The organism is Nitrobacter sp. TKz-YC01 (assembly GCF_047824785.1).
In the GTDB taxonomy this organism is placed as follows: domain Bacteria; phylum Pseudomonadota; class Alphaproteobacteria; order Rhizobiales; family Xanthobacteraceae; genus Nitrobacter.
Genome location: NZ_CP181167.1, coordinates 839,998 through 857,091, shown reverse-complemented (window position 1 = coordinate 857,091; position 17,094 = coordinate 839,998). Strand labels below are relative to the sequence as shown.

Annotated in this window: 15 protein-coding genes and 1 tRNA gene; 6 read left to right on the top strand and 10 right to left on the bottom strand. The window is 63.7% G+C overall.

The window, feature by feature from the left end:
- Window positions 1-3: 3 nt before the first annotated feature.
- On the bottom strand, window positions 4-1,095 hold the full coding sequence (locus ACMYR2_RS03995; protein WP_347263610.1) for an extensin family protein: 1,092 nt from the start codon (window positions 1,093-1,095) through the stop codon (window positions 4-6).
- 53 nt (window positions 1,096-1,148) lie between these two features.
- Between ACMYR2_RS03995 and ACMYR2_RS03990 the strand changes: the two genes are divergently transcribed.
- On the top strand, window positions 1,149-2,753 hold the full coding sequence (locus ACMYR2_RS03990; RefSeq protein WP_347263609.1) for a fatty-acid--CoA ligase: 1,605 nt from the start codon (window positions 1,149-1,151) through the stop codon (window positions 2,751-2,753).
- A 231-nt stretch (window positions 2,754-2,984) separates the two neighbouring features.
- Here the strand turns inward: ACMYR2_RS03990 and ACMYR2_RS03985 are convergent, their stop codons facing one another.
- Window positions 2,985-3,866 carry a pirin family protein gene (locus ACMYR2_RS03985; RefSeq protein WP_347263608.1) on the bottom strand — a complete coding sequence of 294 codons (882 nt, stop codon included), beginning with the start codon at window positions 3,864-3,866 and terminating at the stop codon, window positions 2,985-2,987.
- Between the two features lie 117 nt (window positions 3,867-3,983).
- Between ACMYR2_RS03985 and ACMYR2_RS03980 the strand changes: the two genes are divergently transcribed.
- Entirely contained in the window at window positions 3,984-4,922 is a 939-nt protein-coding gene (locus tag ACMYR2_RS03980) for a LysR family transcriptional regulator (protein WP_347263607.1), read from the top strand.
- Between the two features lie 116 nt (window positions 4,923-5,038).
- A complete protein-coding gene (locus ACMYR2_RS03975; RefSeq protein ID WP_347263606.1) occupies window positions 5,039-5,887 on the top strand; it encodes a DUF1499 domain-containing protein in 849 nt (282 codons plus the stop codon).
- Window positions 5,888-5,890: 3 nt separating this feature from the next.
- Here ACMYR2_RS03975 and ACMYR2_RS03970 read toward each other — a convergent pair whose 3' ends face one another.
- From ACMYR2_RS03970 to mnmA, 8 genes are all read right to left on the bottom strand, one after another.
- A complete protein-coding gene (locus ACMYR2_RS03970; RefSeq protein WP_416193713.1) occupies window positions 5,891-6,820 on the bottom strand; it encodes an MBL fold metallo-hydrolase in 930 nt (309 codons plus the stop codon).
- A 346-nt stretch (window positions 6,821-7,166) separates the two neighbouring features.
- A complete protein-coding gene (locus tag ACMYR2_RS03965; RefSeq protein WP_347263604.1) occupies window positions 7,167-8,381 on the bottom strand; it encodes an acyl-CoA dehydrogenase in 1,215 nt (404 codons plus the stop codon).
- Between the two features lie 88 nt (window positions 8,382-8,469).
- The gene (ribB, locus tag ACMYR2_RS03960) at window positions 8,470-9,546 is read right to left on the bottom strand and encodes a 3,4-dihydroxy-2-butanone-4-phosphate synthase (RefSeq protein WP_347263603.1); all 1,077 of its coding nucleotides are present in this window, start codon (window positions 9,544-9,546) and stop codon (window positions 8,470-8,472) included.
- Window positions 9,547-9,670: 124 nt separating this feature from the next.
- Entirely contained in the window at window positions 9,671-11,395 is a 1,725-nt protein-coding gene (locus ACMYR2_RS03955; RefSeq protein ID WP_347263602.1) for a cation:proton antiporter, read from the bottom strand.
- A 165-nt stretch (window positions 11,396-11,560) separates the two neighbouring features.
- A tRNA-Met gene (locus tag ACMYR2_RS03950) sits at window positions 11,561-11,637 on the bottom strand.
- Window positions 11,638-11,744: 107 nt separating this feature from the next.
- Window positions 11,745-12,086 (bottom strand): hypothetical protein, encoded by a 342-nt coding sequence (locus tag ACMYR2_RS03945; protein ID WP_416193712.1) that lies wholly within the window; start codon window positions 12,084-12,086, stop codon window positions 11,745-11,747.
- A gap of 46 nt (window positions 12,087-12,132) precedes the next feature.
- Window positions 12,133-12,771: a class I SAM-dependent methyltransferase gene (locus ACMYR2_RS03940; protein WP_347263600.1), complete on the bottom strand. Its 639-nt coding sequence runs from the start codon at window positions 12,769-12,771 to the stop codon at window positions 12,133-12,135.
- 22 nt (window positions 12,772-12,793) lie between these two features.
- Entirely contained in the window at window positions 12,794-13,996 is a 1,203-nt protein-coding gene (gene mnmA / locus ACMYR2_RS03935) for a tRNA 2-thiouridine(34) synthase MnmA (protein WP_347263599.1), read from the bottom strand.
- 335 nt (window positions 13,997-14,331) lie between these two features.
- On the opposite strand from mnmA, the gene ACMYR2_RS03930 reads away from it, so the two are divergent.
- From ACMYR2_RS03930 to ACMYR2_RS03920, 3 genes are all read left to right on the top strand, one after another.
- Window positions 14,332-15,873, top strand: coding sequence for a flagellar hook-length control protein FliK (locus ACMYR2_RS03930; RefSeq protein WP_416193711.1), 1,542 nt, complete (start codon window positions 14,332-14,334; stop codon window positions 15,871-15,873).
- Between the two features lie 10 nt (window positions 15,874-15,883).
- Window positions 15,884-16,576, top strand: a complete 693-nt coding sequence (locus ACMYR2_RS03925; RefSeq protein WP_347263597.1) for a flagellar hook assembly protein FlgD — start codon at window positions 15,884-15,886, stop codon at window positions 16,574-16,576.
- 184 nt (window positions 16,577-16,760) lie between these two features.
- Window positions 16,761-17,036, top strand: coding sequence for a DUF1153 domain-containing protein (locus ACMYR2_RS03920; RefSeq protein ID WP_002714638.1), 276 nt, complete (start codon window positions 16,761-16,763; stop codon window positions 17,034-17,036).
- Window positions 17,037-17,094 lie beyond the last annotated feature (58 nt).

The window sequence follows — 17,094 nt, the reverse complement described above, 5'->3', positions numbered from 1 at the left end:
CGATCAGTTGAACAGGGGTCTGAGGAACGGCGGCAGGTCGAGGCGCGGCTTGTGCTTGCGCTTCGCCGAACGGGTAGCTGAAAGCCTCGTCGATGGTCTCGAAGTGGAGGGCGGCGGCTTCGCATCCTCCGCGACCTTGCCGGAGAAGGGGCGCTTTTGCGGGATCGGCACGGCAGCCGGGAGCGCAGACGAAACATTCGTAACCGAGGAAGCAGCGCCAGCCGCAGCCGCCCGCCCCGAGACCCCTTCCGGCACCTTATCCTTTTCGTTCTCCGGTTCGCGCCGCGAGGCTTCCGCCGGGCGCTCGGGCGGAAGCAACGGTGCGGACCTGGGCATCGGATCGTCGATCTTCCATTGACATATCCGGTAGCCGTTACGGCGTTCGGCCAGGTCGAGATGAATATGATCCTCGTGGTAGCCGTCCGAACCCGGCCCAAGGACGGTCGTAAACCGCGCACAGACCGAGTTCAGCAGCGTTTCGCGCAGTTCACGAGAGACGTTGCGGTCGGTCAGGGTAACCGTCCGGCCGTTGGAAAGCCTGACTGAACGAACGTCCAGCGCATTGGCGAGCCCATGCTGGGACAGCTTCGCCCCGGCAACCCGATTGCGCCCCCTGCACTCGAACGAATCGAAATTGTCGAGTTCGCTGACGCGGCTTCCGAGCCTTTCCGCCAGCGGTGCGATATCGGCGCGAACCCAGTCCGCGATCGCGGAAGCCATCGTGCAGCGCAGCGTGGCCGCCGGCTTGACCGGAACGCGCGTCCGATCCGGCAGCACGACGGCCTCGAGCCGCACCAGATCGGCGCCGCCGCACGCGCCGGGCCCGGTGATCGCTGGAATGCTCGGAGCGATGGCCACCGCATCGGTCAGCGCCAGACGGCAGGCGGAAGGAGTCGCCGGCGCCACCGCATGCTTGCTGTCGCCACCGTCGGAGGCCGGGCCGACGGCCGGGCGAGATTGCGGCAACGGCGTCCTGCTTTCAGCCAATACCGTCGCTGGCATAAACAGCATCGCGATCGCCGCCACGACCCATCGGTCGCGGCCGGTCGCGCCAACCTGCGGTTTGCGGTGTGCGAGCCGCGCGGTAAATTTCATGACGCTCCCGCGGGACAAGGATCATCCGGGGCGCGGACAAGAGGAACGCTCGAATGCTCGGCTTGATGCAAGACTGGCCCCTGCTGTGCCATCGGATCATCGATCACGCGGCACGGGTTCACGCCGGGCGCGAGGTTGTCACGCGATCGGTCGAAGGTCCGATTCATCGCACCAGCTACGCCGGGATTCGCGGCCGCGCGCTGAAACTCGCGCAACGACTCGATCGCCAGGGCATCAGGCTGGGAGACCGCGTCGCCACCCTCGCATGGAACACCTGGCGTCATCTCGAAGCCTGGTATGGCATCATGGGTATTGGCGCGGTCTGCCATACCGTCAATCCCCGCTTGTTTCCGGACCAGATCGCCTGGATCATCAATCATGCGACCGATCGCATCGTGATGACCGATATCACTTTCGTCCCGATTCTGGAAAAGATCGCTTCCAGGTTGCCGAGCGTGGAGCGCTATGTCGTTCTCACCGACGGGGCTCACATGCCGCGGACCTCGCTGAAAAATGCGGTCGCGTACGAAGACTGGATCGCGGAGGCCGACGGCGACTTTGCCTGGAAAACCTTTGATGAGAATACCGCGGCGGCGATGTGCTACACATCGGGAACCACGGGCGATCCGAAGGGCGTGGTGTATTCGCACCGCTCCAATGTGCTGCATTCGATGATCGTCAACAGCGCTGACGCGCTGGGCGCGGGATCGAAGGATACTCTCCTGCCGGTGGTGCCGCTATTCCATGCCAACAGTTGGGGAACCGCGTTCTCCGCGCCGTCGATGGGCACCAAGCTGGTCATGCCCGGCGCCAGGCTCGACGGCGCATCAGTGTACGACCTGCTGTCGAGCGAGAAGGTCACGTTCGCGGCGGGCGTCCCCACCGTCTGGCTGATGCTGCTGCAGCATATGGAGACAGACAACCTCGAGCTGCCGGACCTCAAGGTCGTGATCTGCGGCGGATCGGCGATGCCGCGCTCGATCATCAAGGCGTTCGACGACATGGGCATCGAGGTTCGCCACGCATGGGGCATGACGGAGATGTCGCCGCGCGGCACCGTCGGAGCGTTGCAAGGCGCGTTCGGCCACCTCAAGGGAGACGCCAAGCTCGATCGGCTGCAGATGCAGGGATACGCGCCGTTCATGGTCGAAATGAAGCTCACCGACGACGCCGGCAAAGAACTGCCGTGGGACGGCGACACCCCCGGCCGGCTCAAGGTGCGGGGCCCCGCGATCTCCGCAGCCTACTATCGCGTCGATGACAACATCCTTGACGAGGACGGCTTCTTCGACACCGGCGACGTCGCCACCCTTGACAGCTACGGCTACCTGCGGATCACGGATCGATCGAAGGATGTGATCAAGTCGGGAGGCGAATGGATTTCGTCGATCGATCTGGAGAACCTCGCGGTTGGCCATCCCAAGGTGGCGGAAGCCGCCGTGATCGGCGTGCCCCATCCGAAATGGGGCGAGCGCCCGCTCCTGATCGTGCACGTCAAGCAGGGTGAGAGCGTGACGCGCGAGGAGATTCTCGATTTCATGGACGGCAAGATAGCCAAATGGTGGATGCCTGACGACGTCGCGTTCGTCGACAGCATCCCCCACACCGCCACCGGGAAGATCCTGAAAGCGGCGCTGCGCGAGCAGTTCAAGGGCTAGCGCGTATTCCGCAAAAGTGGATACCGGTTTTGCGATCAGAATACGCGCGCGTTTTTGATCGAGAGCATTTTCTTCAGGCTAGCCAGAAAATGCTCTGTGGATTCCCGAACGCAGCGGCGTGAACCACAAACCAGCGTATTGCGCGTGGCGGGTGGCGAGACAGGCCTCCCCGGATTGAGAGTAGACGAAAGAAAGCGGAAGGCGGCGTACCGCCTCCCGCAGAGGTGTTGGTCAGGCGTCAGCCCCGACCGGCTCCAGAGTGCCGAAACGACCGCTCTGGAAATCGATCATGGCCTGGCGGATTTCGCCCTCCGTGTTCATGACGAAGGGACCGCGCATCACCACCGGCTCGTCGATCGGCTCGCCGGACAGGATCAGCACCGAGGCGTCACCATTGGCCTCGATGGTCACCTCGCCGCCATCGCGGTCGAGCAGCGCGAACTGCGCCCCACGGGCAATCTCGCTGCCGCCAACCAGTACGGTGCCCTTCAGCACCACCACCGCGACGGTGTGCCCCTCCGGCGGGTTGAGCGTCGCAACGCCGTCGCGATTGAGCTTCACGTCGTAGATGCCGACCGGCGTGAAGGTTTTCGCCGGCCCCTTGCGGCCGTCGAACTCGCCCGCGATCACCCGCAACCTGCCCGCGCCGTCCGGCAGATCGACCGAGGGAATGTCCGCGTTGAGCAGGGTCTGATAGCCCGGCTCGGCGTTCTTGTCCCTGGCCGGCAAGTTGACCCAGAGTTGCACCATCTCCATCGCGCCGCCCTTCTTCGTGAAGGCGCGGGAGTGGAACTCCTCGTGCAGGATGCCCGAAGCCGCCGTCATCCATTGCACGTCCCCAGGCCCGATCGGCCCGCCGTTGCCGGTGGAATCGCGGTGCTCGACCTCGCCCTGATAGACGATGGTGACGGTCTCGAAACCGCGATGCGGATGGACGCCGACGCCGCGCGGCCGCTCCGCCGGGGTGAAATCGGCCGGGCCCGCATAATCCAGCAGCAGAAACGGGCTGACATGGTCGCCGTGGCTGGCGTGCGAAAACAGCGAGCGGACCGGAAAGCCATCGCCGACCCAATGCTGGCGGGGAGCGCTGAAAACACCGAGAACCTTTCTCATGACCGTTACTCCATAACGCGGCCCGATCGGCCGCTGTCCTGGCAGCAACAATATGAGCGAGACAAAGTACCCGGTAGCTGGCAATATCGCGTCTCAACGTTCTATTGATAGAACGATATGCATGATCTCAACGACCTCTACTTTTTCGTCCAGGTGGTGGATCACGGCGGCTTCGCCGCCGCCGCCCGCGCCCTTGGCATTCCGAAATCACGACTCAGCCGGCGCATGGCGACGCTCGAAGCCCGGCTTGGCGTCCGGCTGATCCAGCGCTCCACCCGGCGCTTCACCGTCACCGGCATCGGCCAGGACTACTACCGCCACTGCGTCGCCATGCTGGTGGAGGCGGAGGCCGCGCAGGATCTGATCGAGCGCTCGCGCACCAAGCCGCAGGGAATCGTGCGGATAAGCTGCCCGCCGCCACTCCTTTACTTTCAGGTCGGCGAGATGATCGCCCGCTTCATGGCCGAGTGCCCCGATGTCGAGGTCCATCTGGAGAGCACGCCGCGCCGCGTCGATGTCATCGCGGATGGGATCGACATCGCGCTCCGGGTGCGGTTTCCGCCGCTGGAAGACAACGACCTGGTGATGCGGGTGCTGGCGGAGAGCGCGCAGCGGCTGGTGGCGAGCCCGTCGCTGCTGAAGAAACTGAGCCGCCCGCTGGTTCCCGCCGATCTCGCCCACCTGCCGAGTATCGGCTGGCAGTCGCCGCATCAAGGTCACGAGTGGTCCCTCGACGGTCCCGACGCCGGCGCCGCGCGGATTCCTCACACGCCCCGCTTCATCACCGAGGACATGGTGGCGCTGCGCTTCGCGGCGTTGCGCGGCATCGGTGTCGGACAGTTTCCAACAATGATGGTGAAGGCCGATCTTGAAAGCGGCGCGCTGGTGGATGTACTGCCGGACTGGACGCCTCGCGCGGGAATCGTCCACGCGGTGTTTTCATCGCGGCGCGGTCTCCTGCCTTCGGTGCGGGCGCTGCTGGATTTCCTGGCCGCGGAGTTCGCCGCGCTGACGCGCGCGGACGCCGACGTTTCACCGCCTCACAAAATGCGCTAGAGCATTTTCCGGCTTTGATGGAATCAAGGTCAGGCGTTACGCGAGCCGGCACCCGCTTCGCTCGAAACCCTATGGAAAATCCGGCGACGAACGAGCCGTCGCAACGAAACGCTCCCATGGCCCGCAGGTTTTCCGCACGCTATCAATCCGAACCGTTCTCCGCGCTGGCGACCTGGGCGAGGCGGCTCGCGGTATTCTCGGCGGCCGCGACGCTGGTGTCCGTCGTCGCCGTGAGGTTCGGCATCCTTGAGAGCAAGCCCGCGCTCGCGACGTTGCTGGGCGCACTCGCCTTCGCCGGACTGTCGGTCCTTTTGGCGTTCGCAGGTCTTGTCGCGCTGTGGCGCGACGGCTCACGCGGCATAGGCCGTATCCTGACCGCCCTGCTGCTGAACGTGCTGATCCTTGCCTATCCGGCATTCCTCGCCATGAGATATCGCAACCTGCCGCCGATCCACGATATCACCACCGACCCGGTCAACCCGCCGCACTTCGAAGCCCTGGCGCGGCTGCGCGGCATCGACGGCGCCAATTCCGCCGTTTATGCCGGTCTTTATTCAGCCGAGCAGCAACGCGCGGCGTATCCCGCGATCGAGCCGGTGGAACTGGAACTGACGGCCCAGCAGGCTTTCGACATCGTCCGGCGGCTCGTCACGCGGCGCAAATGGCTGATGATCGATGAACGCCCGCCGCAGCCGCCGCGGCAGCCCGGCCATATCGAGGCCGTGGCGAGAACGCCGGTCATGGGTTTTCGCGAAGACGTCGCGATCCGCATCATGCCGACCGAAGACGGGTCACGAATCGATATCCGCTCCTCCTCGCGTTATTTCGAGCACGATCTCGGCAGCAACGCCGCCCGCATCAGCGGTCTGATCGACGACATCAATATCGCGGCTGAAAACGTCGTCGAGAAACCGGCGAAGGAGCCGCCCGCGCCTATCAAGCCACCGGCAAAGGGCAGGCGATAAGGCTCACGCCAGCCGGTAGCGTGCTTCGATGATGGGATCGCCATCCGCGAGCACGACGCCACGCGCCACCAGATCCTCCAGATGCGCGAGCACCGAATAGCCGGCGGCGCCGGACAACCGCGCGTCGAGCCCGATATAGATCGCGCGGACCAAAGTCGGGATATCGGCCTCGCCTTTCGCCAGTCGATGCAGGATCGAAGCCTCGCGCGCCCTGCGATGCCGCGCAAGGAAGCGCACGAAGCGTGGCGCATCCGGGATCTCCGGGCCATGACCTGCGAAATACAGGTGCTCGCCCCGCATCGAGAGTTTTTCGAGCGAGGCCATGTAATCCGTCATCGAACCGTCCGGCGGCGCCACGATCGAGGTGGACCAGCCCATGACGTGGTCGCCAGCGAAAAGAAGACCGCGATCCTTCCACGCAAGGGCCATGTGGTTCGCGGTATGGCCCGGCGTGGTCACGGCTTCCAGCGTCCACCCCTTGCCCGTCACGACGTCGCCATCGCCAAGCCGGACGTCCGGAACAAAGCCGCGATCCGCGCCCGATTCCGGCTTGTGCATCTCGCTTTCAAAGCGCGGGCGCGAGGCGCGATGCGGCCCCTCGGCATAAACCCGCGCGCCCGTGGCGGCCTTGATCCGCGCAGCATTGGCAGAATGATCCTTGTGGGTGTGGGTGACGAAGATGTGCGTCACGGTCTCGCCCCTCACCGCGTCGAGCAGCGCCCGCGCATGAGCCTCGCTGTCAGGTCCGGGGTCGATGATCGCAACCGTGCCGCGCCCGACAATGTAGCTCACAGTTCCCGTGAAGGTGAAAGGGCCTGGATTATCGCACAGCACGCGACGGACCCCTGGCACGACCTCATCGGCAACGCCTGGCTTCAGCGGAAAATCCCGGTTGAAGGGAATATCGTCTTCGGCGTCAGACGGTTCGGACATTGGGGGCGAATGCCTACGTTTATGCTGTCACGGCCGGGCTCGTCCCGGCCATCCACGTCTTCCTGTTTTTTGCTGCTTTAAGACGTGGATGCCCGGCACAAGGCCGGGCATGACGAACACTAGAGCGTTTTCGAGCGAAGTGGAATCCGGTTCGCGTAAAGAAAACGCGTCAAAACATAATGATAGAGTCTTCACCGTTTCCATGAAGCGGTGAAGACTCTAGAGCATGATTCCGAAAAGTGGAAACCGGTTTTCGGAAAAGATCATGCTCAAACAAAAAGAAAAGCGACGAGTCTGCTTCAACGCAGTAGAAACAGACTCTAAGGCAACCTCGCTCCCGAAAACCTTACGAAAACGCCGGAATGCCCGTGATGGCGCGGCCCAACACCAGCGCATGAACGTCGTGGGTGCCTTCATAAGTATTGACGGCTTCAAGGTTCGCGGCGTGGCGCATCACATGATATTCGATCTGAATCCCGTTGCCCCCGTGCATATCGCGCGCCGCCCGCGCGATATCGAGTGCCTTGCCGCAATTGTTGCGCTTGATGATGGAGATCATCTCCGGCGTCATCCTGCCTTCGTCCATCAGCCGCCCGATGCGCAAGGCACCTTGAAGTCCAAGCGCGATGTCGGTCTGCATGTCCGCGAGTTTCTTCTGCACCAGTTGCGTCGCCGCCAGCGGGCGGCCGAACTGCTTTCGTTCGAGCACGTACGTCCGCGCGCGGTGCATGCAGTCTTCGGCCGCGCCCATCACGCCCCATGAAATGCCGTAGCGCGCGCGGTTCAGGCAACCGAACGGGCCTTTCAGTCCGGACACGTTCGGCAGCAGGTTCTCTTCCGGCACCACCACGCCATCCATCACGATCTCGCCGGTGACCGACGCCCGCAGGCTGAGCTTGCCGCCGATCTTCGGAGCGGACAGGCCCTTCATTCCCTTTTCGAGCACGAAGCCGCGAACCTGATTGTCATGCACCGCCGACCTCGCCCAGACAACAAACAGATCCGCGATCGGCGAGTTGGAAATCCAGGTTTTCGAGCCGGTCAGCCGGTAGCCGTCCGACACCTTCTCAGCGCGGCTTTTCATGCCGCCGGGATCGGACCCGGCGTCCGGCTCGGTCAGGCCGAAACAGCCGACCCATTCGCCGGTCGCAAGCCGGGGAAGATACTTCTTGCGCTGGTTCTCGTCGCCGTAGGCATAGATCGGATACATCACCAGCGAGGACTGCACCGAGTTCATCGAACGATAGCCGGAGTCCACACGCTCGATCTCGCGCGCCACGAGGCCATAAGCGACGTAGCTGGCCTCCGCGCAGCCATACTCCTGCGGAAGGGTGATGCCGTTCAGACCGAGCTCGCCCATCTCATTGAAGATCTCGCGGTCGGTCTTCTCGTCCTGATAGGCTTTGACGATGCGCGGCAGCAGCTTGTCCTGCGCATAGGCGTGCGCGGTGTCGCGGATCATGCGCTCGTCTTCGGTCAGCTGGTCGTCCAGCCTGAACGGATCGTCCCATTGGAAACTGACCGGCGCGGGTTTGTCCTTGCACTGCGGGCGAACACTCATGACAATCCCTTCACGTCGTTCCGGATACCGCTGTCGGCAAAGCCGCAATCGATGAAAGTATATCCGCTATTCGACGCTGCAGCCACCGTCAGGTCTCAAGGTGCTCGTTCGAAACGATCTCGATGCCGAAACCGGAAAGTCCCTTGTAGTCATACGCCGACGATGTCAGATGCCGGATCGACGTCACCCCGAGATCGCGCAGGATCTGCGCGCCGACGCCGACCTCCCGCCATTGCCTGTTACGATCGGCTTCCGCTGAACCCTCTTCGGGAAGCGGCGCCACCGGCACTCCCGCTGCGCCATCCCTGAGATAGACCAGCACGCCGCGGCCGTCCGTCCTGAAGTGCTCAAGCACTTTCTCCATGCGCTTCGGCCCTTCGAAGATATCGCGCACGATGTTGGATTTGTGGAAACGGGTCAGGACATTCCTGCCGTCGCCGATGCCGTTATAGACGAACGCGACGTGAGCTATGGAATCGAACGGCGAGCGATAGGCATAGCCCTGCAGCGGCCCGATCGGGCTGTCGATCGCAAATTCCGAAACCCGCTCGATCAGCTTCTCGCGCGCCTGACGATAGGCGATGATATCGGCGATGGTCACATGCCTGAGCCCGTGCGCGTCAGCGAACCGGGCCACCTGCTCGCCCTTCATCACCGTGCCGTCGTCGTTCATCAGTTCGCTGATGACGCCGACCGGCGGCAGGCCCGCCAGCCTGCAAAGATCGACCGCCGCCTCGGTATGGCCCGCGCGCAGCAGCACACCGCCGTTGCGCGCGATCAGAGGGAAGATATGGCCGGGCCGCGCGAAGTCGCTGGCGCCGGAGTTGGGATTGGCGAGCGCCCGGCAGCAGGAGGCCCGCTCTTCGGCGGAAATGCCGGTGCCGCCGTCCGGCTTGTAATCGATCGAGACGGTGAAGGCCGTGGTGTGGTTGGACTCATTATGCGCAACCATCGGATCGAGCCGGAGCCGTTGCGCGTCCTCCATGGTGATCGGCGCGCAAACGATGCCGGAGGTGTGCCGAATGACAAACGCCATCTTCTCCGCGGTGCACAGCGAGGCCGCGACGATCAGGTCGCCCTCTCCCTCGCGATCCTCGTCGTCGGTGACCACGACGATTTCGCCGCTGGTGAAGGCCTGGAGGATTTCCGGTATCGGATGGGGCATGGTTCCGCGCGTTCCCGTTTGACGGAAGCTCGTATGACGCAGAGCGGGCGGCGGCGCAACCGAGGCGGTCGGCAAAAGCGGCCGCACGGTCATGCCATCCTATATGATCCGGCATCAGGATCAGCTACGGCAGCACCTCCCGCCGCCCTTCCAGCAGAGCGTCGGTCTCGGCGCGCTTGTCGGCCAGCAATCCGTTCTCCGCAGCCTCGATCGCCGCGAACAATTCCTGCGCGTCGGTCAGGCGGGTGAGCATCACGTAATCCGCGCCGGCGGCATATTGATCCTCGACGTCCGACAACCGGTCCGCCGTCGAGATGATCTTCGCGGTCGGGTTCAGCGCGCGGACGTGACGGACGAGCTTTTCATTATTGGCGCCCTTGAGCAGCGAATCCGGCACGCTCAGAATGATGATCTCGGCGCCGCCGACCCCGGCATGGACCAGCGTATCCACATTGCTGATGTCGCCATAAGTGACTTGCAGACCGCGGGCGGAGAGGGTCTTGAACACCAGCGGATTGAAGTCGACCACCCCGATCTGGTCCAGCATCGCCTCGTCCCGGCGTTCGATCTCGTTCAGCAGCGCGCTGGCGGCCCGGAAGAACCCAAGAATGACAATGCGTCGCGGCTCGCCATGAGCCCCTGCGCCGTGTCCACCTTCTCCCGCCTGATGGCGATCGAGGTCTCGAAAGCCGAGCCGCTTCAGAAACCTGATGGCCTGCCGCGAGAACTGATCGCTCCGGCCGATGGCGAACGTGCTCAGCACCGCCAGCACCACGAACGCGAACGACGCCGCGCTCGCGGTCTCGCTCTGGATGTGTCCAGCAATCATCCCGGTTTGAATCACGACGAGCGAGAACTCGCTGATCTGCGCCAGATTGATGGCCGGCAGCAGGCTGGCGCGCAATCCCTGCTTCATCAGGTACAGGGGCAGGAAGGTGGTGGCGAGACGGCTCGCCACGGTGAAGGCCGCGATCATCAGCGCGAGCCCGATCACCGATCCGTTCGGAATTGGAATGGTCATGCCCAGCGCGACGAAGAACAGCGTGATGAAGAAATCGCGCAGCGTCGTCACCTTGGCGGTGACATCGAGCGCGTAGGGAAAGGTCGAGAGCGAGACACCGGCCACCAGCGAGCCCATCTCGCGGGACAGATGCAACTGTTCAGCGATTTCGCCGATCAGGAAGCACCACGCCAGCGCGCCGAGCAGCACCAGTTCAGGACGGCGCGCGATCTGATGAAACAGGAAGGGCAGAACATAGCGGCTGACGATCAGCGCGGTCGCGACCAGCGTGGCGACCCGCGCGATCGAGAGCAGGACAATGGAGATGTGAAGATCGTCGAGACTGGGCTGGACCGCCAGGAACAGGATCGCGAAGACATCCTGCAACACCAGCACACCGAGCGTGACGCGGCCCGGCAGCGTATCGAGCTCATGCTTTTCGTAAAGCACCTTGACGATGATGACCGTACTCGAAAGCGCACATGCGACGCAGAGATAAAGCGCGTCGAACCCGCCGGCCGGCAGGCCGATTGTCAGGAAGAACAGCGCGCCGAGAATGCAGCCTCCAAGCAACTGGCCGCCGCCGGCGATCAGGATCACCGGCCCCGCGCGCATGATCTTCTTCAGGTCGATTTCCAAGCCTATCATGAAAAGCATGAAGATCAGGCCGAGTTCGGAAATGGTCCGGATCGATTCCTGCGACTTGACCCATCCCATTCCAAACGGGCCGATGAAGAACCCGGCCAGCAGATAGGCCAGGATCAGCGGCTGCCGGGAAAAATGCGCGGCCAGCCCGAGACCCCAGGCAAACAGGATGCAAAGCGTGATGTCGCCGATGAGTTGGTGCATTCCTCTCAGCCGGTCGCATATCTCAAACGCTCAGGCAAGGTGCGCCGTCGCCGCCGAGCCCGTAACCCGGCATCACATCAGGTTTCGCTCATGCGGCGGGAAAGGCTCGATCGCCTCCCCGGAACGACCTGGCCCAATGCTTGAACCGGAGTTGATGTGAAGGAATGGTAGCGAGGGAGGGACTCGAACCCCCGACCCCAGGATTATGATTCCCGTGCTCTAACCAGCTGAGCTACCTCGCCACAGTGTTCACAACCGACGACGCCGTGAACGCGCGGCATATAAAAAGCCGCTCACGGGCGTGTCAAGCAAAGCTGCGGGATATGCCAGCTTATCGATTGGATCTGGCCTATTTCGGCCGCACGGCAGAATCGCCGCCGGGAGTGCCGGGCGGCGGAATCACCGGCGTATTGCCGCCTTCCGGGGTCGGCGCGCGCATCTCCGGATTGATCCCTTCAGGCGGGCACAATACGCCACCGGATTTCGCAAGTTTCTCGCCAAGCGGCTCCTTGCGCTCGCCCGCAGCCTTTCCGTCCAGCGCGGGTGTGTCGTGAGGAACGCAAGCGGGAGAATTGGGAGAAGGGGACGGCGTCGTCGTCGCACCGGGCGGAGTGGCCCTTGTCGGCGGCGCCTGCGCGAGCGCAACATCAGCGAACGCCACAAAAGCGATCAAAAAGGAAAGGTTTTTCATCCGCATGGAACGGCAACGAATGGCGACAGCGGATGTTCCGACGCTCTCAGGATTTGCGGTAGCGGATCAGCGAAAAATGTCCGAGCGGCCGCATCAGGCGACGTTCCGAGAGGGTGACGCCGCCATGTGTCGCGGCCCAGTTCACGAGGCGCGCCCACGGGAACTCGGGACGCCAGCCAAGCCGCCGGGCCAACGGCGCAAAGGCCAGCTCGAACACCCGGCGCGGCCCGCTCTCAGCGCCAATATGATTGACCAGAATCAGCTCTCCGCCCGGCTTCAGCACGCGGACGAAATCGTCGAGCGTCGCTTCGGGATCCGGGACCGCCGTGATGACAAACTGCGCCACCACCGCGTCAAAAAAGGAATCGGGAAACGCGAGATTCTTGGCGTCCATCACCGCCAGCGTTTCGACGTTGGCGAGGTTCAGCGAACGCACCCGATGCTGCGCCTTGCGCAGCATCGGCTCGGACAGGTCCACGCCATACAGTTTCGTCGTGGAGGCATAATCCGACAGCGACAACCCGGTGCCGACGCCGACATCGAGGATGCGCCCGCCGATTGCGTTGGCGATTTCGATCGTGGACTGACGGCCGGCATCGAAGACCTTGCCGAATACCAGGTCATAAACCGGCGCCCAGAGGCCATAGGCCCTGGCGACGCCCGCGCGATCGATGTCGTTACCCATGCTTCCCGTGCGTCCCGGATGTCTACCCGCGCAACTCGGCGGCGAAAGATTGTGCCAGCGTGCCGTTCTGATCTGCGGATTCGTCAGCGCGCTGCGCCATGGCCTGCGCGATGAATCCGCCGCCGAGCACCCGCGACTGCCCTTCCGCCCCGTCATAGAAGACACAGGCCTGACCGGGCGACACGCCCTCCTCGCCGGCCACGAGTTCGACCTCGTAGCGGCCATCGACGACGCGCAGCCATGCCGGCTGGGGTTTGCGCGTCGAACGCACCCGAACGAACAGTTCAAGCCCGGCGCCGATCGCGCGATCGAGCGCGCCATCGCCGATCCAGTTCACGTCGCGCAGGACGATGCGATGCATCTTCAGCGCCTCGCGCGGCCCCACCACGACGCGCCGGTTCGCCGCATCGAGACCGAGAACGTAAAGCGGCGCGCCGGAGGCGATGCCGAGGCCGCGGCGCTGTCCCACCGTGAAATGCACGATACCCTCGTGGTGGCCGATGACATGCCCCTCGCGATCGACGATATCGCCTGATACCATCGCGTTCGGCTTCAACCGGCTGATGATATCGGTGTAGCGGCCGGTCGGCACGAAGCAGATATCCTGGCTGTCATGCTTGTCGGCAACCGAAAGCCCGAAGCGGCGCGCCAGTTCGCGGGTCTGCTGCTTGGTCATGTCGCCGAGCGGAAAGCGCAGAAAATCGAGCTGCTCCCTCGTGGTGGCGAACAGAAAATAGCTCTGGTCACGGTCGGTGTCCGCCGCGCAGAGCAGCGCGCGCGATCCATCGGCCAATCGGCGCGAGGAAACGTAATGACCCGTCGCCAGCGCGGCCGCGCCGAGTTCGCGCGCGGTGGCCAGCAGATCGCGGAATTTGACCAGCCGGTTGCACTCGATGCAAGGCACCGGCGTCTCGCCCGACGCATAGCTGTCCGCGAAATTCTCGATCACGGTTTCGCGGAAGCGGCTTTCATAATCCAGCACATAGTGCGGGATGCCAAGCCGCCCCGCTACGTTTCGCGCGTCATGGATGTCCTGGCCGGCGCAGCAGGCGCCCTTGCGATGAGTCGCGGCGCCATGATCGTAAAGCTGCAGCGTTATCCCGACGACATCGTATCCTTCCGACTTCAACAGCGCGGCCGTCACCGACGAATCGACGCCGCCCGACATGGCGACCACGATCCGCGTGTCCTGAGGACGACTTTCCAAATCCAGACTGTTGAGCATTGATCCCGTCAATTCATGAGACCGCGCAAGATCACATCCGCCTTGCGAATCGGAAACTTCTCAGTGTTCAGGAGCGGATTCCGCCCCGTCAAAGCCAACCGAAAGACCAGCCTTTAATATAGTCCGTATTCCTGCGAGGCAATCACGGCCAGACGACGACAGCGGACGGCAAATCTTGCCGCCAGGCAGAAAGAAAGCGGTCCGGATCGGCGGGTCCAGCCCCCTACGGTTCCATAACCCATTGGCTGTCATCATTATTTTCTTTCCCGCAACATGGCCCGGTCCTTGCTGCCTGCCTCGACGACTCCATCAGCAAGAGGTTGGCTGTGCGTAGCGTGACGACGGAACCCACCGCCAGTGTGTCTTTGCCGAGCGCGCCACCGGGTTCTCAGCGCGGCGAGCGGCCGTCCGGCGATGCGTTCGAAACCCTGGTCGATGCCAGCATGCAAGGCTCGGATGTCACGGTCGCGCGGTCGGGGAATTCGCGTGATCCGCTCAATAGACCTGCCTCTGCTCCCGCTCCGAACCACGTCATGCGGCAGCCGGTTGGCAACTCCGGGGCATCGTCGGCCCCGCCGCCTCAGTCCAATCCGGGGGAAACCGGCAGGGATATTCGGCAATCCGGCCTGGGCACCGAACAATCGAGCGCCAAAGGCCGCCGTGGGGCCAAACAGGACGATCCCGAAATCGCGCCGACCACAGACGTTTCAGACTCGCCACAGGCGTTTTCGGACACGACCGACCCGGACGCCCTACCGGAGACGGTGGCAACGCTGCCTGCCGTGGCCGTCCCGGTTATGGCGCCTGTCGTGGCAGCCACCCCCGGATCCCCCACCGAACCGGTCTCCGACGCCACGGAAGGACCGCCGGCGCGGCAGGCCGGCGCGTTGGCGACATCGCCCGCGAATACCGCCAGCGACCCCACCCTCGCGGCCGATACCGAAGCCGTCGTCGCGGCAATTCTTCAGGAAACGCCCGACACCGGGCAGGCCGTGCGGACCGTCATGCAGACCGGGGGCGCCCTGGCGGCGGCGGTCGCGCCGGCATCACCCGGTGCCGCAAAAACAGCCGTCAAAACGCTCGACGATGCGCCGACGGACAGAACAACGGCATCGGCCCAGCCGGGGATCCAGCCCGAACCGGATATGCTGGCCTTACGAGCGCCGCCGGCAGCAGGCGGCGATCCCGTCCCGTCGCACGACGCCACGCGCGCCGATCACAAGCATGATGCCGCCGAGAGTGCGAAGAACGCTGCGTCCGAGACCGGCACGTTCTCCACGCAAACGGCAACCAGCGCGCCGCATCCCGCCCGCGCTGCCGACGCCGCGGCTGCGCAGCCGCAATCAGGTCAGGCCGAGGGTCCGGGCGTCAACGGCGCCCTTGCGCAGCCGCAGATTCCGTTCAACGCCACCATGCCCGCGACGCCGCAGCACCATGTCGCGGTGGCCACCGGCGCGGCCGTGCCGCTGAACGGACTCGCGGTCCAGATCGCCGTCACGGCTCTCGGCGGCAGGAGCCGCTTCGAAATCCGGCTGGACCCCGCCGACCTCGGCCGCATCGATGTCCGTCTCGACGTCGACCGCCAGGGCCGGGTGACCTCGCATCTGACGGTGGAGAAGCCGGAAACGCTTGCGATGTTGCGGCAGGATGCGCCGCACCTCCAGCGGGCGCTACAAGACGCCGGGCTACGAACCGGCGACGGCGGCCTTCAGTTCAGCCTGCGGGATCAATCCTCCCACGAGCACAACGCGCGTGACGGTGCCAGCCGTCATAACCACCATCTGGTCGTGACGGAGGAGGATATCCCGGCCGCAGCAGCCGGACGGGATTACGGCCGGATCCTCGGATCGAATCGCGGCCTCGACATCAGGGTTTAAGGAGACGGAGATGACGGCGTCAGTGGGTTCTGCGGTTCAGCAGGTGGTGTCCGGCACGACGGCGCAGCCTGCCTCCTCTGCGGCTTCATCGGCAACATCCAACACCGGCACGCTGGCCGGCAACTTCCAGACTTTTCTCACGCTGCTCACAACGCAATTGCAGAACCAGAATCCGCTCGACCCGCTGGACACCAACCAGTTCACTCAACAACTCGTCCAGTTCGCGGGCGTCGAGCAGCAACTGAGGACCAACGACCAGCTTTCGAACCTGGTCTCACTGCAGCAGACTACGCAGGCCACGCAGGCGCTCGACTTCGTCGGCAAGAACGCCGTGATCGACGGCGGCACCGCCACCATGACCAACAACGCGGTGACATGGCATCTCGGTATTCCGACCGCCTCCACACTCACGATCAACATCGCAAGCAGCACGGGCCAGAATGTCTTCTCCGGCTCTTACGGCGTCGATGCCGGCGACGATCAGGCCTTCTCCTGGAACGGCCTCGGCAATGACGGCACCCAATGGCCGGACGGCCAGTACACGTTGACCGCGACGGCTGTCGATGCGTCGGGAAATCCGGTCGCGGTATCGACCCAGATTCAGGGTCAGGTCAATTCTGTCGACCTGACCCAGTCTCCTCCGTTGCTGTCGATCGGCGGCCAGACCTACACCATCAACCAGATCAGGCGCATCGTGAACTGACGCCGGATGACCAGCGGCGGGTCCATTCATCCTCCCATCCGGCGATCCAACGCCCGGCCAGGCACACGTCCAGAACAGGCATTTCAAAGGAGAATCGTATTGAAGCCCTGAACTTAGGCAAATTTTAAGCCGCAAGGCGTAGGTATGTCGGTGAGTTCAATGGTTTAGAGTTTGTGAGTACGCCATGACAGAACCTCACCGCCCCAGGGTGAAATACGTCATCGGGCCAGACGGTAGTCCACTAACGATCGCGGACTTGCCGGCACCCGGGACCAAGCGCTGGGTCATCCGCCGCAAGGCCGAAGTCGTCGCCGCGGTCCGTGGCGGACTCCTCTCGCTCGAGGAAGCTTGCAGCCGCTACACACTGACCGTCGATGAATTCCTGTCGTGGCAGTTCTCGATCGACCAGCATGGCCTTGCCGGGCTACGCACCACCCGTATTCAACAGTATCGCCAATAGAGCGTTTTCGAGCGAAGTGGACACCGGTTCGCGTGAAGAAAACGCGTCAGATCAAAAT